The sequence below is a fragment of the Cloacibacillus evryensis DSM 19522 genome (assembly GCF_000585335.1).
Classification (GTDB): Bacteria; Synergistota; Synergistia; order Synergistales; family Synergistaceae; genus Cloacibacillus; species Cloacibacillus evryensis.
The window spans coordinates 698879-720432 of record NZ_KK073872.1; the positions used below are offsets into that span (position 1 = coordinate 698879).

Sequence of the window (21554 nt, forward strand, 5' to 3'; positions counted from 1 at the left end):
GAAATGTTGAAGATGTTCATATCGCCGGGGCGTTACGTCCAAGGGGCCGGCGCCGTCAAGGAACTTGGCAGACACATATCCGTCCTGCGCTGTAAGAACGCTCTGCTGGTTGTAGACCCGATTGGCATAAAGGCTGTGGGTGAAGGCATATACAAAAGCCTGGAAAATATGGATATAACGTGTCACACGGAAGAATTCAGGAGGGAATGCTGTCAGGAAGAAATAGACCGCATCGCAGAGAGCGCGAAAAAATATGCGAGTGATATCGTTGTCGCCGTCGGCGGCGGCAAAACGATAGACATTGCTAAAGCGGTTTCTTATAAGATGGAAACTAAGTTGGCCGTTATACCGACGATCGCCGCGACCGACGCGCCGTGCAGCGCCTTATCTGTAATATATACCAAAGACGGCGTATTCGAGTCATTCCTAGTCCTGCCTAAAAATCCTGACTTGGTGCTAGTTGATACGGAAGTGATCACGAAGGCCCCCGTGCGGCTTTTTGTTTCAGGTATGGGAGACGCGCTTTCAACCTGGTTTGAAGCCGACACCAGTTTTAAGTCCTGTACATGCGGCATGCAGCAGACCCTGTCCACTCTTGCCGCGCAGTCATTGGCGCGCACGTGCTATGAGACCATTATCACCAACGGCTATGAGGCAAAATTGGCGGTCGAACGCGGAGTTGTTACCGAGGCGGTAGAAAGGGTGACTGAGGCAAACACGCTGCTCTCCGGGCTTGGCTTTGAGAGCGGAGGACTGGCGGCGGCACACTCCTTTCAGGATGGGGTCACGGTTCTTGAAGAGACCCATAAATATTTTCACGGAGAAAAAGTTTCTTTCGGAGTAATCTTCCAATTAGTATTGGAAAACCGGCCGGAAAAAGAGATCAACGAGGTCCTTGATTTTTGCCTGAAGGTGGGCCTCCCCGTTTCTCTTGAAGATATAGGCGTCGTGGATATTGATAAGCCGCGTCTTTGGAAGGTCGCGGTTGCTACGGCGGGGCCCGAAGAGACGATTCATTCTGAACCGTTTGAAGTCACTCCTGAAAAAGTCTTTGCAGCATTATTAGTTGCCAATGCTTTGGGCAAAGAAGCTAAAAATAAATTTAATAAATAGGGGAAAATATATTAACTCGTGGTTTGTAATATGCCAGCCTAATCCTGCCATATAACAGATAGCTGTTCCATAGAAAACAGATTTCCGCCATCGCTGCCAGGATGGCGGAAATCTGTATTTCGGATGCTTGCCGAAATTTGAGACAGGGCTGCTGCTCTTTATCCCGACTTCGGCACTTTTCTCAAAATACGATGATACGAACCATTAGTGAAATAGTGATTAACAAGTAGCACCAACAACTTCTAAATGTACCCCAAAAAGAGGCCATAAAAACCGAAAATGTAGTACCTAGTGAATACATCCCATTGCTTTTTCCGGTTTTTAGATATAATGTCTTTATGTATATAAGAGCGAATAAATCACCCAACAGCCCAAGGAAGGCAATACAGATCGTTGAATCGGTGCGGCACGGTAAGTCTGTCTCGACCCGGATCATCCAGCATATTGGCGTGGCTTATTCAGATGAAGAGGTGCAGCAGATGAGGGCTCTTGGAGCTAAGATCATCGAATCTCTGGAACAGGAGAGGGCAAAGAAGGCTTCAAGCCAGACTCTTCTTTTTCCTGACTTTTGCACTTATGAGCATCAACTGAGCCTCTAAACAGCTGCAATCACCATATTTGCAGCTGTTTTTGTTCTTAAAATTATTGTAGTTTATAGTAGTTTATATTTGTTATTTCATCTATATTGCTGTATAATGTCTGTGTATGGGAGGCGAGGCTTTGAGACTGAACACGAGACGTTCCAACGGCGTTGAATATGTTTATTTCCTGGAAAGTTACCGCGATCCTGTCACAAAGGAACCAAGGACGCGGACTGTCAAAAGTTTTGGACGTCGGGATGTGCTCGAAGCGCGCGACCCGGATATAATGTCCAAGCTGCAGGCTGAGTGCGATAGGATAAACGCCGAGACATCTACTTCCGTCGAAGAAAAGCTGGCGGAACTTTTTAAGAAAGCTCCCGCCGACCCTGTGTGCGAAGGGTTGTCTTTAAAGAATTACGGCATTTTCTGTTACCGCGCTCTTTGGAACGAACTGAGTATGGACGTTTGTTTCCGCGGCATACAGTCTCTTTCACGAAGCAAATGTGATCTTGCAAGAAGCGCCTTTTTCCTTTCTGCTCTGAGAAATATGCAGCCATGCTCAAAGGTCGCATCTTTCAGGCAGAAGGATTCTTATCTCTTTAATTTTGGTTCTCTGCGTTTGGATGATATGTACAGATCTTTGAATATGTTTGCCGACTATAAGAGCAAAATAGAGGCTCACCTTTACAAAAAGCTCTTCAACGGAGAAAAGAAGAATGTCAGCGTCGCGTTTTACGATGTGACGACTTACTATTTCGAGAGCGTCGAGGCCGACGGTTTCAGAAATTTTGGTTTTTCAAAGGACCACAGGGTTGGAGAGGTCCAGGTTTTAATGGGACTTTTAATAGACAAATGCGGTATTCCGCTTGGATACGAGCTTTTTCCCGGAAACACGTCCGAGTTTAAGACGCTGCTTTCATCTTTGAATAAACTGAAGAAGCAGTATAAGGTCGAGAAAGTGATCGTTGTCGCCGACAGGGGCCTTAATTCCAAAAGCAATCTTGCCAGGATCAAGGAGATGGGCTTCGAGTATGTTCTTGCGTTTAAGATCCGCGGAGCTTCCGACGACGTAAAGGCCGCTGTCCTTTCCAAAGACGGATTTACAGAGTGTCTCAAAGAAGGCGAAGAAGATTCCTGCAGGTTCAAGGTATTGGAGCACACGCAGGTCGTAGTCTGTCCTGACGAGGATGGGGGCAGAAATAAGATATACCTCACAGACAGCCTTATCATAAGCTATTCGTCCAAAAGGGCGGAGAAAGATGCGAAGGACAGAGGGCGTCTGATCAAAAAAGCTGAGAAGCTTGTCGCTAATCCGTCAATGTTCAAAGCGGAGCTCAAGAAGGGCGGAAAGAGCTTTGTCGCAGCTGATATAGACGGGAACTCGCTGAAACTCGACGCGGCCAAGATCGCCGAACAGAGCCTCTACGACGGATACTACGGAATACTGAGCAGCGACCCCGAGATAAGTCCGGAAGAGGCGGTGTCGATCCATCACGGCCTTTGGAAAATAGAAGAAAGCTTTCGGATAATGAAGAGCGGCCTGAGGTCGCGTCCCTGTTTTGTTTGGACGCCGGAACACATAAAAGGACACTTCGTGATCTGTTACTTAGCGCTTGTACTGCAGCGTCTTCTCGAGAAAAAACTTAAGGAGCGCGGCATTGCTGGAAGCTCTCAGGCGATACAGGATTCTTTGAACAAGGCTAACGTAATGGAGCTTCGCATCAAAGGACAGATATTCTACGCAAAAGAGAAAACCCCAAAGCTTTACGACGAGATAGCGGATACCTTGGGAATAGCGCCCTTAAGAACTTACTCTACTAAAACCGATCTTCAAAAACATTTCCGCCACAGAATTTCATAGAGAGCTCTGAACTACGTAAATTGTAAAAGGTAAAGAGCGCTGAGCTGTGATATACCAACGGCTCAGCGCTTGTTTAGCTGGGAGAAAGTGCTAAAGTCAGGAGCCAGACTCTTCTTTTTGAACCTTCCGTCGAGGAGGCGGAAGAAGGGATCTGCAGATATGAACGCCCGGTCGAAGATGGCGCGTATATAAAGATCTCGGATATGGTGAATGAAGCGACGATCATAGAGGGGCCGATGAACGCGGCAGAAAAGCTGTACGATCTTTTGGGGTTGGACCATATTTTCAAAAGCAGCGCGCGTGAGATGGGCAAGGTTTCTCTCTTGAAGCAGGCGCTTGCCAATACTATGGCTCACCCCTCCAGCAAGCGTGGCATGGTGCAGTGGCTTCGCGAAGCGTGCCGCAGCGAAGTCTCTGTGGAGCGTATGTATCGACTCATGGATACTCTGTGCGAACGGGAAGAAACGGTAAAGAGGATAATAAAGAGCCAGACAGAGGGTCTTTTCGCGTCAAAACCGACGCTTATCCTCTTTGACGCTACCACACTATATTACGAGAGCTTTAAAGAGGACGGTCTGCGGCAGTGTGGTTACAGCAAAGACGCAAAATTCAAAGAGACGCAGATAATAATGGCGCTGGCGGCGACGACGGAAGGGCTGCCGCTGTGGTATGAAATATTCCCAGGGAAAACGTGGGAAGGAGATTCAATAAAGTCGTTCGTCTCAGACTGGCGCAGAAACGTTTACGAGGAAAGCGGAGGCGTAGTGGCAGCCGACAGCGGCATGCTTACCAAGAAGAGAGCTTCCGCATATCGAAGAGCGACCTTAAGATCCGTCCGATGTATCATTGGACGGAATCCAGGATACGCGGCCATATAGCGCTCTGCTACATAGCCTTTGCGATGATGAGGCAGCTTCAGAAGAGACTGCTTCTTCAGCAGCAGGACCAGATGAGCGTGAAGCGAATCAGGGAGGCATTGCTCGACGAAACGTCAGTAATAATAAGAGACAAAAGCAACGGAAGACGTTTGCGTGTCCCGATGGAACAGACGTCGGAGATGAAAAAGATAAACAAAGTGCTTGGTATCAAACGCACCACCGTTCCGAGAGAAATAACGTCCATGGTCCAGTACAGGAACCGGTATAACTCCGTACAGTAAAGAAGAGCGTAAAAGAAGCGGAGTCCTCATAATTCATAATAATGAAAAACACAAGGTGCTGCATGCCCTACTAATAAATGTAGTACCTTGTGTTTTTAAAAAGGCTTGATATCACCGGATTTATGAGACAAAAGTGCCAAAGTCGGGAAAAACTGCGTTTTTCAGCGGCGACTAAATATATCATAAAAGACGCGTCCGGCTGGCCTGCGGGCACTCTATGGAGTCGGTCGCGATATCAGCCGTAAGTATGAGGCTGGGCTGGGTTACAGGATCGTGGTGTCCCTTCCATTTGCCGGCAGATGTTCTCGCGGCGGCGACTCTTGATGTGACCGCATGGCGCGTGCTGGATGTCCGCTGCAATGGCGAGTGTGATAATGTCGTGCCAAGATTATGCTTTGGCAAGGAAAAAGGTGGCAAATGGCCAGCGGCGGCTTCAGTAGCCTTGACCGGCGGGAAGGTTGTCGTCTATCTCCATGACAAGTCTTTCGATTCGCGCAATGACATCCTCTCTGGCGGCGGGGGATAACTTGGGTTCGATCTCGCGCAGCATGTATTCCCATAGCTCCGTAATGAGATTGCTTTCCGTGATCTCGATTATGGAGGCGGGGGCCGTGTCTTTGTATAAAAGAGCCAGGTTCCCCTCTCTTATGTATATTATGTCGGAGCGGATATGTTCGCCGCAGTTCTGTATGAGGTGGTAATTCGGGTGCTTTTTTAATAAAGCTGCAATATGCTGCAGATGCAGCTTGTACTCTATCATTGAGTAATAACAGGTGTCGCCGCATAATATCTGAGAGGCGGCGACCGGTACCTTTCCGGCGGCGATCTCTTCCAGCGGGGCAAGGGGGAATATGTCTATGATCCTATGCTCTTTTACGATATCTTCAAAATGCCATGCATCTTCCCTCAACCTGCGCAGCAGTTTCTGGGACGCGGGGATCTTTGTCTTTGAAATGATATTTTTCACAACAGATGGCGGCATTGTGATCGAGGATAAGGATCCGCTTTGTTGAATACAGCTTGAGAATGTGCTTTCATAACCCAGCGCGCGCAGCAAAAGCATATTGCACATCTGCGCGCCGCCGTGGGTTTTCGTCATCGGCTTGCAGACGGAAAGATAATCGGAGAACTCTTTGGCGTAGCAATTCACCGTAGCCTTTTCCAGTGTAAGAAAGGTGGCTCCGCTCTCCCGCTGGTGTCCGACAGAGGTTGAAACCAGAGCGCCTAAATCCGGCACGACGATTATCGTCCGTCGGTAGAGGCCGTCCCTCATTCGGGGATAATGAAAGGATTCCAGCGATCCTGAGGACATCAGCGGCAGCCAGCGCGCTATTGAATCGAAAGAATAATTTATGTCGCTCGCTGACGCCGCTATGCGCTGGCAACGGCATCCCTTTTCGCGGAGCGCCGTGATCATACGTGACAATTTGGCCGCAAAGTCATCGTTTTCCACTATCCATTCGGAGCTTTCGTCAGATGACACCTGGATGGTGCAATTAGTGCCGTACCTCAATATTTTCTGCAGAAAATCGCAGACCGCCCTTCTCTTTCCCTCGTTGCCGTAATAGACAAATAGTTTGCTGTTGTTCCATTTGACGTCACCGGCCGCGGTGTTGTCCGCGCCGTTTTTATCGTGGTATAGAGGCAGCCGGTCGAAAGTTTTTAGCAGTGGCCTTGCTTTGTTATCCTCGTCGTATCTCGCGGACAACAACCATTCAGATAATATCATACGGAGCAGATGCGGCTGGACGGGGTGGCAAAGTTCCTCGCATCCGAGCATTTCGCTGAGGGCGGAAAGCTGGTATCTTTTTGTAAGTTGTTTTGAAAAGTAATCAGCCATCGCTTCTATGTAAGAGTTGTCATGGGGGATGCCCCGCCTGCCTTTGCGCAGACGGCTGATCATCGACGGATCGACGTTGATTATACGCGCAAGCTGGGCATTTGACGTGGAAGTCATATCCAGCAGAAATTCCAGCTTATCTGAAAATAACATATCAGTCACCCTCCCTGAATTAAAGATAACATAAAAATGTCTTGTCAACATACTTGCAGTTATATTGGCAATGCCAATTTTCCCGGTATTTATATATGACGATAATTAAATTGCTAAAATTTATTGTAAAGCTAGGAATAACGTTTTTGGAAAGAGGCTGGCAGAATTGAGGAAAATGACGAATCCCGCCGAATTGGCGGAGAATCGGCCACGTCAACCAGACAAGCTGAAAAAGAGGGTTTTTTCGGATAACGGCCATGAAATATCGAAAATAAATCAAAGAATGCTGCGAAGCCTCTCTTTCGTACTTTCGGTTCTGATGCCAAGCCTCTTTTTCTTGAGCTTGCGCCTGCCGGCACTTAATGAGCTCGACAGGCCGTATGCCTTTTTTTTCTTAATGTCCGTGCTCGTCTATTTTGCCAGCGGAGAACTGAGAGAGGGGGCTGTCCTGCCGCTGATTTACCTTTATTTTCTCTCCCTTGTCGTATTTTCCGTCTACGGGGGTATTTTTTTGCATGTCAGCCATCCGCCTATTTTTATATTTGTGACGCTGCTGATCTTTCCGATGATCGTAATTGACCGTCGGTGGCGGATCAACATGGCTATTGTTTTTGTCTGTTCCGTCTACTGTAGCCTCTCTTTTTTATACAAACCCTTTTCATATTCTGTAGCTGCGCTGATAAACGTGACCATATCCTCTGTGCTGGGAATCGCTATCGGGCGTCATCTGACGGCGATCAAGCTGGAGAATATAGAGACGAGGCGTCAGCTCGCCCTGCAGCGCGATACGGACATTCTTACCTCCCTGCCTAACCGGAGGAAGCTCTTCGAGGTGCTGGGGGAGATGGAGCTGGAGGATTCATTGACGCCGCTGACGGGGGTAATTATGATAGACATCGATAATTTTAAGAACTATAATGATTTCTACGGGCATGTTAAGGGAGACGAATGTCTTTCCGTCGTTGGGAGTTGTCTGCGTCTTTATTCGGAAAAATACGCGGTCGCCTTTTTCAGATACGGCGGAGAGGAGTTTATCGGCTTGAGTACTGAATATTCTTATAAAGAGATAGGAGCGATCGCCGAGAGCCTCCGCGAGACGATCCGCGGTCTTGACGTCCGTCATAGAGGTTCTTCCCTCGGTGTGGTAACCTGCAGCGTCGGATATGCGGAGAAGGCTGTCTGCGCTTCCTTGGGACACGAAGAGCTGATCGTAATGGCCGACCGCGCCCTCTATGCCGCCAAATCAATGGGCGGCGACAGGGCAGCCGGTTTTCTGGAAGCGACAGAGAACGAAGGTGGAGAATGTTTGACGCTGCGCCGGAAGACCAGGGGGCAGATGCTATAAATATGCCGCCGACGAAAAAAAACTTCCAAAAAGCATATAAATATTTGCCAGTCAGCGCCTGTCTCTTCCGGAGCCTGTCCGTTATCCTCGCCGTATTGCTCGCGGCCTTCTTCTGCGCCTTCCCTTCCGATGCTTCGCAGGGAGTGCGGAAGGTCCGTGTCGGCTGGTTCGAACGGAACGGATATATGGAAAAGGCCGAGGACGGCTCCTATTACGGATATAATTATGACTATCTGCGGAATATTTCCCGATATACCGGCTGGCGCTATGAATTTGTCGAGGGCAGCTTCTCCAGTTTATACGAAGCCCTGAAAAGGGGCGAGATCGACATCCTCGGCTGCGTCTTTTATACAAAGGAGCGTGTGGCGGAGGTCGGTTTTCCGGGGACCGACGCCGGTGTGGATTACCTTTCTCTTTTTACGGCGGCAAAAAGCCGTCTGGCGGAAAATGATTTTTCCGAATTTGACGGCATGCGGGTCGGCGTTGACAGCGACGAAAACCGCAGACGGCTGCTGGAATTCGCAAAAAACAATAAGTTTACGGTACGGCCGGTCAATTATCGTTCTCTGAGCGAGATACAGCGGGGGATACTGCGCGGCGATATCGACGCCGGCCTGACGGTCGGCCTGGGCAACAACGAAAAGTTCCGCATCCTGAGCCGTTTTGCGCCGCAGCCGTTTTATTTTGCGGCGGCGCCCGGCAGAAACGACCTTCGCGCCGGTTTGGAGACGGCGCTCACGCAGATCAAGATACAGAATCCCCTTTATGAAAAGGAGCTCTCGGAAAAGCACATTTTCAGGTCCAGCCGCTATATAACCTTCACCAGGGAGGAACAGGAGTATATAAAGCGTGCCGGAAAGATCAAGGTCGCGTATGATCCTAATTGGCTTCCCTATGAATTCACGGACAAGGATGGAAAATACAGGGGAATCACTTCCGATGTATTTGAGCGTATCTCCGCGGTCACCGGACTTGACTTTGTCTATTGCCCTGCCGATTCGCCGCAGGCCGCCGACGCCGACCTGATCTCCTGCTTTGACCATGATTATGACGAGGCTGAAAAGCATGGGCTTCTGATGACCGATATTTATATGCGTGTCCCGCTGATGCTGGTGAGGCGCAGCGATAAAGTATTTGATTCCACGAAGGATACTGTGACCGTGGCTCCCGAGAGTCTGCGCGCCTCCGGCAAAAAGCTTGAAAAAGAGGGATATCTGCTGCGTTATTGCAGGACTTCCGGGCAATGCCTGGAAGAGGTCGTGAAGGACAATGACGTCGATCAGACGCTGTTGAGCTCGTTTTCAGCGGAGATACTGCTTGACGAGTCACGCTATCGTGGACTATTCGGCGTCGTACTGCAGGGATACTGGTTCAACGCCTGCATCGCGCTGACGGACGACGGCAATGCCATGCTTCATGACATTATCAACAAGGCGGTGCTGTATATTTCCGACCAGGAGGTAGACAACATCGTCATCAGACATGTCCTTTAAAACAAAGAGATCAACCTAGGGACTATCATCAAAAAGATGCCTGCCGACGTGCTCATGCTGGCGCTGATCCTGCTTGCCGTAATGGTCATCGCGCTCACCTTCGCCTCTATCACGAAGAGCCGTTCGATGAAGCGGATCAAGGACCTTCTCTACAATGACCAGCTTACGGGAGCCCTCAGCCAGGCCGGCTTCGAGCGCGGCCTGCGAAAAAGGGCCGCCTCCGACGCAGATAGTTTGTACATCATTGATTTTGACGTCTATAAGTTCCAGATATACAACGAGACCTTCGGCCGGGAAGAGGGCGACCTTTTGCTGTTGGAGATCGCCGCGGTCTATCGGCGTTATTTTGCGGACGGCGGGCTGCTCGCGCGTATCTACGCCGACCACTTTGCGGCGCTGGCCCTATGCGGCGGCATCGACGAACTGCGGGAGAGGATCGTCAGTATGACGGACGAACTCAAGCGAAGCCTCAAAGAGAGGTCGATAATAGTCAATTACGGGATATATCCGATCGACGACCGTAAGATGCCGGCAGATATGATGATGGACTACGCCGCGGCCGCCAAACTGACGGTCAAGGGAAATTCGGAGAAGTATATAGGAGTTTTTGACGGACGCATATATAAGAAGCTGCGCGAGAATTCCGAGCTGATCTCCGGCTTTGACGCCGCCGCCGCGCACGGCGAATTCATTCCATATATCCAGGCGAAATATGACGGCGAAAGCGGGAGGATATCCGGCGGCGAGGCGCTGGTGCGGTGGAAATGCCCGGACGGCAGGATCATACCTCCGGCGCGTTTTATCAGCCTCTTTGAGAAGAGCGGGCAGATCACCAGGCTTGACTTCATCATTCTGGAACAGGTCTGTCTGCTGCTGCGCTCCGTGATCGACGCGGGGCTGACCGCGCTACCCATCTCCGTGAATTTTTCGCGCCTCCACCTGCACGACGCCGATTTTGTGGCGAAGATAAGGGAGGCGGCCGCGAAATATGACATTCCCAGCCGCCTGATAGAGATCGAATGTACGGAGAGCGTCGTCGCCGAGGATCTGAACACAATACGGCAGGTATTCTCCGAACTTAAAAAAGAGGGATTCAGCATCGCTCTGGACGACTTCGGCAGCGGTTACTCATCGCTCAACACTCTGATAAGCATCCCGATGGACGTCATCAAGCTGGACCGCGGTTTTCTGCTGCAGCGCGAGACCGACCGGGCGAGCTCGGAGGAGGTCGTCGAGACGATCATCTCGCTGGCGCACAAGCTCTCATTCAAGGTCGTCGCCGAAGGGGTCGAGTCCAGGGATCAGCTTGATTTCCTGCGGCGAGCCGGCTGCGACACCATTCAGGGGTATTATTACGCGCGGCCGGTGCCGCCCGAGGAGTTCGTCAAAATGCTCTAGGAACTTCTTCCGCGCGGCTGTGAGACAGGCGGTCCGCGGAAACGTCCCGGCTACATTTTTCCTTTTCTCTGCCTCCAGAGCCTGATGTAGGCCTGCATCGCGTCGCGCAGGTGTACGGAGGTGGCGAGCGCGGCTCCCTCGTAATCTTTTTTCTCCACAAGCCGGATTATCTCGGCGTGCTCTTTTAGCGCCTGCTCGGTACGGGTGGCCTCTTTAAATGAGGTGAAGCGGAAGGTCCGCAGATACTTCTGCGTCGTTTTTATCTGTTCTTTGAGGCGGGGCATCTCGCAGCTGTCGTAAATGCGGTCGTTGAATTTCGCCGTCCAGCGGCATACCGCCTCTATATCGTCGTGGGCGTGGGCCTCTTCGGCCTTTCGGCAATACATTTTGAGTTCCTCGAGCTCGTCCTTTGAAATTTTATCTATCACTATCTTTATGGCGCAGACCTCGAGCGCTTCGCGGATGGTGTAGTATTCGCGGATGTCGTTTTCCGTATATTCCGCGACGATCAGCCCCTTGCGCGGGACCTGGTTTATGAGCCCCTCGCTTTCGAGCATCCTTAACGCCTCGCGCACCGGCATGCGGCTCACGCCGAGCTGTGAGGCGATCTCCGTCTCTATGAGGCGCTCGCCGCAGGGAATGTCCCCGTCCAATATCTGCTTGCGCAGAAGGTTCGCGACCTCCGTCCTCAGCGTGCTGCTCGGCTCCATGCCCAGTTCCGTATCTAATTTTATCGCCACAGCCTCGTCACCCCTCGGTCTCTTCTATAATGTGACTGGTCAAATACTAACATAAAAAATTGGATATTCGCCCCCTTTGATTTATGAAATTTTTATGTTTTTCGATATTGACTTTCTGCTTTATAGAGATATTATATAGCTACCGAGGATACATGGATACATGGATACACAAAAATTTATAGGAGGAATTATCACATGAAGCGCTCAGCAGCAATATCAGTTTTCGCAGCATTATTTATCGCCGCTTTTGCCTTTACGGCGGCGGCAGCGGATTATCCGTCAAGGCCCTTCGAGTTCCTTGCTCCGGCGGGCGCCGGCGGCGGCTGGGACACGACGATAAGGATGGTCGGCAAGACGCTCGCCGATCAGAAGATCATCACACAGCCGATGCCCGTGACCAACAAGCCGGGCGGCGGCGGCGCGGTCAACCTTGCCTATATGCAGAAGAAGAAGGGCAACCCCTATACGATCACCGTCTATTCGCCGCCGATCCTTCTCATCAATCTCACGGGGCAGACCAAGCTCGGATATAAGGACCTGACACCGATCTCGATGCTGATCAACGATTTCGGAGCCTACGCTGTGCCGAAGGATTCAAAGTTCAACAACATGAAGGACGTCATGGACGCGATCAAGAAAGATCCCAAGAGCGTAAAGGTCGGCGGCACCAGCTCGGCGGGCAGCATGGACCACATCCAGTTCCTGCAGGCGGCGCGCGCGGCCGGCGTGAAGAACCTCAAAGAGATCCCCTACATCTCGCTCCAGGAGGGCAGCATGGCCTCGCTGATGGGCGGCCACATCGACCTTCTCTCCACCGGCATGGCGGAGACGGTCGGAGCTCTTGAGGCCGGAGATATCAAGGTCCTCGCGGTAAGCTCGCCTAACCGCATCAAGAGCGGCCCGCTCAGCAAAGTGCCGACTCTTAAGGAAAACGGCATCGACACGGTGTTCATCAACTGGCGCGGCATTTTCGGCACGCCGGGGATGGGCAAGGCCGAACGCGACTATATGGCGAACGCCCTGAAAAAGATGGCCGGCACGAAAGAATGGAAGGACGTCTGCATGAAGAACGGCTGGGAGCCTGTCTACATGGATGCCGGCCAGTTCACGAAGTTCCTTGACAAGACGAACGACGAATACAAGGTCATCCTCGGCGAGATCGGTTTCTTAAAGCAGTAATCTGGCAGATATTGACGCGGCGGCAGGGGGGACCCCGCCGCCTCTTTTTCACGTAAGGGGTGGATTTTTATGAACGGAGATATCATTGTCGGTATTTTTTCCGCAGTTTTCAGCGCAGCGTATGTCGTGGCCGCGTGGCTGCTGCCGGACGCGGCGATCGGCAACCCGATGGCGCCGAAATATTTTCCCTTGATGGTAGGGCTTCTTGCGCTTGCTTTTTCCCTCGCGCTGATCGTGCGCGGAGCTAAAAAGGGCTGCGCCGCGAAGAAGGGCAGAGCGCCCGATCCCGGCCACTGGGTATTGATCGGCGGGCTCATCGCCTGCTGTCTCGCCTACGCGGCGATCCTTGACAACCTCGGCTTTCTTATCAGCACGCCTCTCTTTCTCGGCGCGATGCTCTTCCTTGTGAACGGCGTCAAGGGGTGGAAGGCCAATGTCGCAACGGCGCTCTGCTTCTCTTTCGGCGTCTGGTACATCTTTGAAAAAATATTTCAGATAACTCTGCCCTAAGGAAGGGGTATTGAATATGGAAACCATACAGCTTCTATTATCGGGATTTTCCAACGCCATGACGCCGATAAACCTCATCTGGCTCGTGGCGGGCTCGGCGCTGGGGACGGTGCTCGGCATGCTTCCCGGCCTCGGCCCCACGACCGGCATCGCGCTTCTTATGCCGCTGACATTCACGATGGCCCCCGACACGGCGTTGGTGACGATGTGCGCCATCTATTACGGGGCGATGTTCGGCGGCAGCCGCAGCTCGATCCTGCTCAATGTCCCCGGCGACGGCGCCGCGGTCGCCTCCTGCTTCGACGGCTACCCGATGTCGCCCTCGGGGCAGGCGGAGGCGGCGCTCGCCATTTCGGCCATCGCCTCGTTCATCGGCGGCCTCATCGCGACGATAGCGTTCGTCGCCGTCGCCGTACCCGTAGCGCGCTTCGCGCTTAAATTCGGGCCGCCGGAATATTTCATGCTCATGTGCTTCGCGCTCGCGGCGACCGCCGCCATCTCGAAAGAGGCGATGCTGAAGGGGCTGCTTTCGATGTGCCTCGGACTGATGATCGCCACCGTCGGCATCGACCCGCAGTCGGGCGCGATCCGCTTTACCTTCGGCGTGACGGCGCTGCAGACCGGCATTGATTTCGTCGTCGTCATCATCGGAGTCTACGGGCTCGGCGAGGTCTTCCATAATATGGATCACATCCGCTCGGACGTCGCGGTCAAGGTGCAGTCCAAATTCGGGCGTATCTGGGTCACGATGGCGCAGTTCAAGCGCTGCTGGTGGCCGATGATCCGCCAGACGCCGGTAGGCTTCTTCGTCGGCGTGCTTCCCGGCGCCGGCGCTACGATCGCCGCGCTGATGGCCTACAACAATGAAAAACAGCTCTCCAAGAATCCCGAAAACTTCGGCAAGGGCGAGATCGTCGGCCTCGCCGCGCCGGAGGCGGCTAACAACGCCTGCTCCGTCGGCGCGCTGATCCCGATGATGACGCTCGGCGTCCCCGGTTCGGGCACGACTGCGGTCATGCTCGGCGCGCTGATGATACTCGGCCTCCAGCCCGGGCCGCTGCTCTTCCAGCAGCACGCCGACATCGCCTGGACGGTGATCGCGAGCATGTTCCTCGGCAACGTGGCCTGCGCCTTCATCAACATCCCGCTCGCCAGCCTCCTCGTGCGCGTCCTTGCCGTGCCGACGAAGATCCTCTACCCGTTGATCGTGGCGATGGCGCTCATCGGCGTCTATACGATCAATTTCAGCGTCGTCGATTTTGTCCTGCTCGTGATATTCGGACTTGTGGGATATTTCATGAAAAAGTACAAGGTCCCGACTTCGCCGCTGATCCTCGCGGTAGTCGTCGGCGTCTCGATGGAGCAGTCCTATCGCCAGTCGATGATGCTCTCCGACGGGAACTTCGCCATCCTCTTCCGTTCGCCGATCTGCTGGGTGCTCTTCTTCCTGACGATATTTTCGATCGTCTGGCCCTTCTTCAGCGACTGGAAAAAGAAAAGGAAGAGCGCCGCGCAGGCGTAATATATTGACACAATGGGCGGCCTCTGCCGCCCGTTTTATTATATGAAAGGTGATGAGTGTAAATTGCAGCTGTTTCACACGGCCCATGCGGGCACACTGGAGTCCTCGGACTGCCTGGTGACTGTCGCCCCGGGCGAAGGGTTCGCCCTCGACTACCGCGGCGCCAACAGCGTCATATTTGCGAAGAGGACGGAGCTCCTCGTGCGCGGGATGCTGGAAAAACATTCACTTAAAGAGGCGCGCGTAACGATCCAGGATCAGGGCGCGATCGAGATAACGATCATGGCGCGCCTTGAAACGGCGCTGCTGCGCGCCGCGAAGGAGGAGACAAGATGAGGGCCTTCCGCTCGATGCTCTATATACCGGCCGACGCTCCCGGAATGCTCCAGCACGCGCCGATATTCGGCTGCGACAGCATCCTCATGGACCTTGAAGACGCGGTCGCGTACACGGAGAAAGACTCCGCGCGCCTGATGGCCGCGTGGTTCCTGAGGGAGTTCGACTTCAAAGACCTCTTTGTCACGGTGCGCGTAAACGGCGCGGACACAACGTTTTTTGACGATGATGTCAGCGCGGTCGTCCCCTGCCGCCCGGCCGCCGTACGGCTTCCGAAATGCAATTCCGAGGCTGACATACTCTACGCGGATAAAAAAATCGCCGAGGTAGAACGGCAAAACGACATGCCCCTTGGCACGGTCAAGCTCCACGCGATGGTGGAGACGGCTCTGGGACTGGAAAACGCCTTCCGTATCGCCACCGCCTCGCCGCGTGTCACGGCGCTGACCCTCGGCGGGCAGGATTTCACCGCCGATATGGGCATCCAGAAGACCAGAGGCGGGCGCGAGCTCTTCTACGCGCGCAGCCGCATAGTCGCCGCGGCGCACGCCGCGCGTATAGATTCTTTTGACACCGTATGGACCGACCTTAACGACCAGGAGGGGCTTTTCCTGGAGGCCAAAGAGATCGTGGAGCTCGGCTTCACGGGCAAAGCCTGTATCCACCCGAGCCAGATCAGCGTGATACACAAGGCCTTCATGCCCAATGAGAAAGATCTTCGCAAAGCCCTGCGCGTCGTCGAAGCGGCGGAGAAGGCCGAACGCGAAGGCAAGGGCGTCATCTCCGTCGACGGTAAAATGGTGGACGCGCCGATAGTGGCCCGTTCCGCCCATCTGCTGGAACTGGCCGAACTCTACGGCTTTGACAGGGAGGCGCTTTAAGATGAAAACAGCAGTAAACTCACTCGGAAGAACAGTCCCGCTCGAAGTCCCCGGCGTGGGGGCTTTCGCGCCGTACGTGTCGCCGTTTGACAGAATATCTTCGCTCGCCGGCCTTTATACAAAACCGCGCACGATCCGCGCGGCGATGCCCTGCCGCGACAAACGCGCCGCCTCTCTGCGCGCCGCGATCGAAAAATCGGGCCTCACCGACGGCATGACCATCTCCTTCCACCACCACCTCCGCAACGGAGACGCCGTCATACCCATGGTCCTAGCAGAACTCGAGGCGATGGGCTTCAAAAACCTCACCTTCGCCCCCAGCTCCATACCCGACTCCCACGACTGCGTCGCCGACTACATAAAAAGCGGACTCATCGGCAGACTCTACACCTCCGGCGTTCGCGGCAAACTGGGCAAACTCCTCTCCAGCGGCGAAGTAGACATCCCCGTCATCATCAGAAGCCACGGCGGCCGCGCCCGCGCCGTCGAAGAGGGCTCCATCAAAATAGACGTCGCCTTCCTCGCCGCCCCCGCCTGCGACTGCCTCGGCAACATCAACGGCACAGAAGGCCCCTCCGCCTGCGGCTCCCTCGGCTACGCGATAACCGACGCGAAAAACGCCGCCCACGTCATAGCCGTAACCGACAACCTACGTCCCAATACCCCCTCTCGCCGAGAATCTCCATCCCGCAATACCTCGTCGACCAGGTAGTAGTAGTCGGCAGCATCGGAGACCCGGCGAAAATAGCCACCGGGGCGGCGCGCATCACGCGCAGCCCCGTAGACCTCCGCATCGCGCAGGACTCCTTCCGGCTCATGAAAGCCGCCGGCATCGTCGAACCCGGCTTCTCCTTCCAGATGGGAGTCGGCGGAGCGAGCCTAGCCGCCGCCGTCTACCTTGAAGAATACATGTCGGACAAACAAATAACGGGCAGCTTCGGCCTCGGTGGAGTGGGGGGCTACATGGCGTCCATGCACGACAAAGGCATGTTCAGGACAGTATTCGACGTCCAGTCCTTCGACGCGGCGGTGACAAAATCCATGATATCCAACCCGAGCCACATAGAAATAGACGCCTCCTGGTACGCGAACCCCTTCAACGCGGGAGCGCTCGTCAACAACCTCGACTGCGTAATCCTCGCGGCGCTCGAAGTCGACACAGACTTCAACGTCAACGTCCTAACCGGCAACGACGGAGTGCTGCGCGGAGCCTCCGGAGGGCACCAGGACACGGCTGCGGGAGCGAAACTCTCGATAATAGTCTGCCCCTCCTTCCGCGGCGGAGTTCCGTCCGTCAAAGACCGGGTGACGACGATAACCACGCCTGGCGAGACAGTGGACGCGATCGTGACAGAGCGAGGGATCTGCGTCAACCCGCGCCGCGCGGAACTTCTGGAAGCGGCCCTCAAAGCGAAACTGCCGGTGACGGAAATAACGGAACTCAAAAAAGAGGTTGAAAAACTGACGGGAGTGCCGGAGCCGATAGAATTCGACTACGGCAAACTGCTTGCCGCCGTGGAATACCGCGACGGAACATTGATCGACGGAGTATACGCGGCAAGTTGAACAATATTTTGAAAATATAAACCGCCCGGCCACGATAGGCTGGGCGGTCAACTGTTTATACTGGCGATACTTTTCCGTTACGCGATTCCTATTTTCTTTTTAGAGGGAATATTGTTTCTTCCGTTTGTCCGTGCGTATTTGGTGTTTTTTCTATCGATTCGAGCATTCGCCTTTCGACGTTGTCTAAGTGCATATTCATTGCCGCAGATGCCTTGGAGGCAATTTTCAATTTTATCGCGTTAACTATAATTTTGTGTTCCTCAAGTGCGGTAACGATGTCTTCTCCCAGTGTGTTGCTGAGAGCCAGATACAATGAGATCTTGTATCCCAGAATGCCTACGAACTCTGAATATATTTTATTACCTGAGGCCTGAGCAATACAATTGTGAAACATCATGTCAATGGACGATATCATCAGATTGTCGTGCATTCTCAATGCCTCTTTTTCGTCCCAGATCAAATGTTCCAGGCGTGTGATGTCTTTTTCCGTTGCCCGATTACAAGCCTCAGCCACAGCCGCTGTTTCAATAAGCCTGCGAGCCTTCAGCGTGTCTTTCAGTTCACTTGTCGATATATATGGAATGCGCAGCGTGCGGTCTTTACCCTTTACGAGAAATCCTTCGGCTAGGAGCTGCGTCAAAGCCTTGCGCAAAGGCGTCCGGCTTACTCCCAGCGACTCTGAAAGCTGTTCCTCCCGCAGTGGGAATCCTGATTTAAGTTCGCCCCGCAATATTTTATTCTTCAGAGCGAAATACGCTGCGTCTGCCAGGTTTGCTGTTGTCTGCGTTATCATCGGACGGTTTCCTCCCTTACGGGCAGCATCAAAGGAGCCTGATACAAAACCGCGACAGTCTTTTTTAATGAAAAGACCTTATCAACGGCCTCCTGCAATGTTTTATATGTGCGGATACCCGTTACTTCTGTTATGTTAGCAGAATAGGGCGAATTCGTAACTATCGAGATTTTTGCCTTTTTTCTGACCTGCGCGGTTACAAAAGCTGCCGCCGCCGCGATCGATGAATTTTCATCGCCGTTCCGATATGAAATTATCTCGGAGACGCTCTTGTTCATCAGCTCGGCGTAGAGGCGATGCGGCCCGAATCCCTCTGTCAGGGCGGCGATTATTATGATGTCACCTCCGTCAGACACAATATTCTCCGCCGCGTACAGCGCCTTGCCGGCCTGCCAAAGGTCCGCCTCTTCAGGCCATGCTTCGGCGATGACAATATCCGATTGCGGCATCGTCACCTTCATATGCCGCGAAGCGATCTCTATTGCTCTTCTATGGGCAGGGGCAGGCCTCCCCGTGACGATGTCCATTACCTTTCCGTCTCCCGAGCATATCACTTGGATGAGGAATGAAAGTCCGGCGATATCGGAGGCGGAGGCGATTTCCCTCATGGCGAGGTTATCGTTGCTCCCAAGCGTTATCGAAGGATCCTCATATGGCATCCAGTGTGTAGCGGCGACGGCCGTTGCACCGCTGACGCCGGGGAGTATTATCTTTCCTCCGCCGGACCATCCGCAGTAACGGTGGGGAAAGACGCTTCCAACGCCTATGACGCACGCATATTCTTTCACGACAGGGTTTATGTCCACAGGAATCCCTCCCGCGGTAACGCCGATTCGCAGCAATGCCGCATTGTAGCTGTGGTTCGACCAACTGATCCGTCCGTAGGAGGCTCCCAGTTTTTTCTCCGCTTCTTTGGCGTTCATTGCCCTGTGAGTACCGGTAGCGAATAATACATGTTGTTTTTCTACCGGTACTCCATTGGCCGCCAAGAAATCTGAGAGCGCCGGAATTATTTTCCCGGTCGGGGTCGGGCGCGTGATATCGTCGCAGATGATAAGGGCGCCGCCGCTTTCCCGAGCCGCAGATGAGAGAAAAAGTATTTCCGGAGCGTCCAGCCTTTCGCGCACCAGAGCTTCTATATCGATGACAGGCGCGAACGGTTTCGGCTTCGCCGCCGCTGTTATTGCGGAGCTTGAAATCTTCGCTTCATAAATTATCCCCTCTGAACGGGGAAAGATTATCTTCTTTCTCACTCCGCCCGCTTTGCCGTCGCCAGGCATCTTTAAGCTATCTCAGCGCCCGTACCAAGCACATGCTTATGGACGGAAAGTATGTGAAGAGAAGGAGGCATAATACCATCACCGCGATCATAGGAATTATCGCCTTTGAAAGCCGTACCATGCTTACTCCGGATACCGCGGACGCGACAAAGAGGTTGGCTCCATATGGCGGTGTGACAAAACCGGTTGCGAGCGCCACCGTCATTACCAGTCCGAAATGCACCGGGTCAACGCCTATTTTAGTTACTATCGGCAGGAGGATCGGCGTCAGGATTATCATCGAAGAGATGTTGTCCACGAAACAGCCGACAATAAGGAGAAGTATATTTATTATGAGCAATATCATGGCGGGACTTGAAGACAGAGAGAGCATCCATGCGCCTATTTTTGCAGGCACCTGCTCCATGGCCAGAAATGCCGCAAATGACATGGAAAGCCCTATCATAAATGTGGTGGCCCCGTTTACCAGCACCGCGTCCTTGAATGCGTCGTAAGTCGTTCTAAAATCTAGTTCTTTGTATATAAATTTACCGATTATCAGCGCGTATACCGAGGCTACGACTGCGGCCTCCGTCGGCGTGAAGATGCCCCCATATATTCCGCCAAGAATGATAAGCGGTACGAGCAGGGCCCAAACAGCCTCCCTGAAAGCCTTGCCGATGGGAACTCTGTTCTGCGAAACAGGATAGTTCCTTTTCTTGGCGGTTCGGTATGAGACGGCCATCAGTGAAAATCCTATTATGATGCCAGGCAGTATTCCCGCCATAAAAAGCTCTCCTACGGAGGCTCCGGAAACTACTCCATATATGACAAAGGGTATCGACGGCGGGATTATTACGCCGATAGAGCCCGCCGCTGCGGTAAGTGCCGCCGCGAAGTCGTCATCGTACATTTTTGCCTTCATGGCGGGGATCATGAATGATCCTATCGCCGAGACGGTTGCCGGCCCTGAGCCGGATATCGCGGCAAAGAACATGCAGGCGGTTACAGTGACCATCGCAAGCCCGCCGATGACGGCGCCGACCATAGCCTCAGCTAGTGAGACAAGCCTCTTTGATATTCCCCCATAGCTCATGAGCGCCCCGGCAAGCATAAAAAAGGGGATGGCCAGAAGCGGGAATGAATCCAGCGCGGCGAAGGCATTTTGCGCTATCATAATAAGCGGTACGGATTTTGTGTAAACCAGAGTGATTGCCGTGGCCATGCCGAGCGATATGCCTATGGGCAGAGAGAGGGCAAGCAAAATAGTCATACTGCCGAAAAGGACAACGATCTCCATTATACGTTACCTCCGTTTTCACAGGTTATGCAACGAATGCTTTTTACTATCTCCACGCAGAGACGAACAGACATAAGCGCGCAGCCGACGGGGACGGACGCATAGGCGTAAGCCATAGGGATGCGCATGGCGGGGGATACCTGGCCGCGCATAAAGAGGATCTTAGTCAGCGTGCTTCCTTCGTAGACCATGAACAGACTGAATCCGAGCCATAACACCATCACAAAGAGCTCGAAGCATATTTTCCCCTTTCTGGTTTTTATCAAGTCCTGGATGATTTCAATACGCAGATGCCGGTGTTCCTTTACCGCATAACTGGCTCCCAGCCATATCTGCCATAGAAAAAGGTAGCGCGCCAGTTCCTCGCTCCAGGAAAGAGAATTGCTGAAAACATAACGCATTATCACTTGTACGAAGACCAGGGCGACAGAAAACATCATACTATAGACGAGAATATACTCTTCCAAATTATCCCAAAGTTTTTTCAGCATTGCGACACCTCCAGAGTTGAACCTACGGAGAGCC

21 protein-coding genes are annotated in these 21554 nt (G+C 53.0%); 14 read left to right on the forward strand and 7 right to left on the reverse strand.

Going from position 1 to position 21554, the window contains the following annotated elements:
* Positions 1-12: 12 nt before the first annotated feature.
* The 4 genes from CLOEV_RS03025 to CLOEV_RS03040 all read left to right on the forward strand — a co-directional run bounded on the left by CLOEV_RS03025 (position 13) and on the right by CLOEV_RS03040 (position 4714).
* Positions 13-1113, forward strand: coding sequence for a glycerol dehydrogenase (locus CLOEV_RS03025; protein ID WP_245591149.1), 1101 nt, complete (start codon positions 13-15; stop codon positions 1111-1113).
* 720 nt (positions 1114-1833) lie between these two features.
* The gene (locus tag CLOEV_RS03030; RefSeq protein WP_051484852.1) at positions 1834-3555 is read left to right on the forward strand and encodes an IS1634 family transposase; all 1722 of its coding nucleotides are present in this window, start codon (positions 1834-1836) and stop codon (positions 3553-3555) included.
* Between the two features lie 203 nt (positions 3556-3758).
* On the forward strand, positions 3759-4433 hold the full coding sequence (locus CLOEV_RS03035) for an IS1634 family transposase (protein ID WP_034441857.1): 675 nt from the start codon (positions 3759-3761) through the stop codon (positions 4431-4433).
* Positions 4394-4714: a hypothetical protein gene (locus tag CLOEV_RS03040; protein ID WP_156938352.1), complete on the forward strand. Its 321-nt coding sequence runs from the start codon at positions 4394-4396 to the stop codon at positions 4712-4714. The genes CLOEV_RS03035 and CLOEV_RS03040 overlap by 40 nt, the downstream gene beginning before the upstream one ends.
* 433 nt (positions 4715-5147) lie before the next feature.
* Here the strand turns inward: CLOEV_RS03040 and CLOEV_RS03045 are convergent, their stop codons facing one another.
* Both CLOEV_RS03045 and CLOEV_RS17385 read right to left on the reverse strand, forming a co-directional pair.
* Positions 5148-6707 (reverse strand): hypothetical protein, encoded by a 1560-nt coding sequence (locus CLOEV_RS03045; RefSeq protein ID WP_034441860.1) that lies wholly within the window; start codon positions 6705-6707, stop codon positions 5148-5150.
* 394 nt (positions 6708-7101) lie between these two features.
* Positions 7102-7224, reverse strand: a complete 123-nt coding sequence (locus CLOEV_RS17385; protein ID WP_281172930.1) for a hypothetical protein — start codon at positions 7222-7224, stop codon at positions 7102-7104.
* Between the two features lie 81 nt (positions 7225-7305).
* Between CLOEV_RS17385 and CLOEV_RS17045 the strand changes: the two genes are divergently transcribed.
* From CLOEV_RS17045 to CLOEV_RS03060, 3 genes are read left to right on the forward strand one after another with little or no spacing between them, the layout of a single operon-like run.
* Positions 7306-8052 (forward strand): GGDEF domain-containing protein, encoded by a 747-nt coding sequence (locus CLOEV_RS17045; RefSeq protein ID WP_169732185.1) that lies wholly within the window; start codon positions 7306-7308, stop codon positions 8050-8052.
* Complete coding sequence (locus tag CLOEV_RS03055) at positions 8010-9545, forward strand: transporter substrate-binding domain-containing protein (protein WP_084482153.1); 1536 nt, start codon at positions 8010-8012, stop codon at positions 9543-9545. Before CLOEV_RS17045 ends, CLOEV_RS03055 begins: the two co-directional genes overlap by 43 nt.
* A gap of 36 nt (positions 9546-9581) precedes the next feature.
* The gene (locus CLOEV_RS03060) at positions 9582-10943 is read left to right on the forward strand and encodes a putative bifunctional diguanylate cyclase/phosphodiesterase (protein ID WP_034441863.1); all 1362 of its coding nucleotides are present in this window, start codon (positions 9582-9584) and stop codon (positions 10941-10943) included.
* Between the two features lie 50 nt (positions 10944-10993).
* Here the strand turns inward: CLOEV_RS03060 and CLOEV_RS03065 are convergent, their stop codons facing one another.
* Positions 10994-11683, reverse strand: coding sequence for a GntR family transcriptional regulator (locus CLOEV_RS03065; RefSeq protein WP_008710352.1), 690 nt, complete (start codon positions 11681-11683; stop codon positions 10994-10996).
* A 195-nt stretch (positions 11684-11878) separates the two neighbouring features.
* On the opposite strand from CLOEV_RS03065, the gene CLOEV_RS03070 reads away from it, so the two are divergent.
* The 7 genes from CLOEV_RS03070 (at position 11879) to CLOEV_RS17455 (ending at position 17677) form a co-directional block, all read left to right on the forward strand.
* On the forward strand, positions 11879-12862 hold the full coding sequence (locus CLOEV_RS03070) for a tripartite tricarboxylate transporter substrate binding protein (protein WP_008710354.1): 984 nt from the start codon (positions 11879-11881) through the stop codon (positions 12860-12862).
* 69 nt (positions 12863-12931) lie between these two features.
* Positions 12932-13372, forward strand: a complete 441-nt coding sequence (locus CLOEV_RS15735; RefSeq protein WP_008710355.1) for a tripartite tricarboxylate transporter TctB family protein — start codon at positions 12932-12934, stop codon at positions 13370-13372.
* Between the two features lie 16 nt (positions 13373-13388).
* Positions 13389-14894: a tripartite tricarboxylate transporter permease gene (locus CLOEV_RS03080; RefSeq protein WP_034441866.1), complete on the forward strand. Its 1506-nt coding sequence runs from the start codon at positions 13389-13391 to the stop codon at positions 14892-14894.
* Positions 14895-14957: 63 nt separating this feature from the next.
* Positions 14958-15230, forward strand: coding sequence for a citrate lyase ACP (locus CLOEV_RS03085; protein ID WP_008710359.1), 273 nt, complete (start codon positions 14958-14960; stop codon positions 15228-15230).
* Positions 15227-16111 (forward strand): HpcH/HpaI aldolase/citrate lyase family protein, encoded by an 885-nt coding sequence (locus CLOEV_RS03090; protein ID WP_008710361.1) that lies wholly within the window; start codon positions 15227-15229, stop codon positions 16109-16111. The genes CLOEV_RS03085 and CLOEV_RS03090 overlap by 4 nt, the downstream gene beginning before the upstream one ends.
* A gap of 1 nt (position 16112) precedes the next feature.
* On the forward strand, positions 16113-16823 hold the full coding sequence (locus CLOEV_RS17450; protein WP_342667571.1) for a citrate lyase subunit alpha: 711 nt from the start codon (positions 16113-16115) through the stop codon (positions 16821-16823).
* Entirely contained in the window at positions 16796-17677 is an 882-nt protein-coding gene (locus CLOEV_RS17455) for a citrate lyase subunit alpha (protein ID WP_342667587.1), read from the forward strand. Before CLOEV_RS17450 ends, CLOEV_RS17455 begins: the two co-directional genes overlap by 28 nt.
* 88 nt (positions 17678-17765) lie before the next feature.
* Here the strand turns inward: CLOEV_RS17455 and CLOEV_RS03100 are convergent, their stop codons facing one another.
* The 4 genes from CLOEV_RS03100 to CLOEV_RS03115 are packed head-to-tail and all read right to left on the reverse strand — an operon-like array spanning position 17766 to position 21520.
* Positions 17766-18470: a GntR family transcriptional regulator gene (locus CLOEV_RS03100; protein ID WP_034441868.1), complete on the reverse strand. Its 705-nt coding sequence runs from the start codon at positions 18468-18470 to the stop codon at positions 17766-17768.
* Entirely contained in the window at positions 18467-19750 is a 1284-nt protein-coding gene (locus tag CLOEV_RS15740) for a lactate racemase domain-containing protein (protein WP_051484854.1), read from the reverse strand. The genes CLOEV_RS03100 and CLOEV_RS15740 overlap by 4 nt, the downstream gene beginning before the upstream one ends.
* 7 nt (positions 19751-19757) lie before the next feature.
* On the reverse strand, positions 19758-21029 hold the full coding sequence (locus tag CLOEV_RS03110) for a TRAP transporter large permease (protein WP_034441870.1): 1272 nt from the start codon (positions 21027-21029) through the stop codon (positions 19758-19760).
* Positions 21029-21520: a TRAP transporter small permease gene (locus CLOEV_RS03115; RefSeq protein WP_051484855.1), complete on the reverse strand. Its 492-nt coding sequence runs from the start codon at positions 21518-21520 to the stop codon at positions 21029-21031. The genes CLOEV_RS03110 and CLOEV_RS03115 overlap by 1 nt, the downstream gene beginning before the upstream one ends.
* Positions 21521-21554 lie beyond the last annotated feature (34 nt).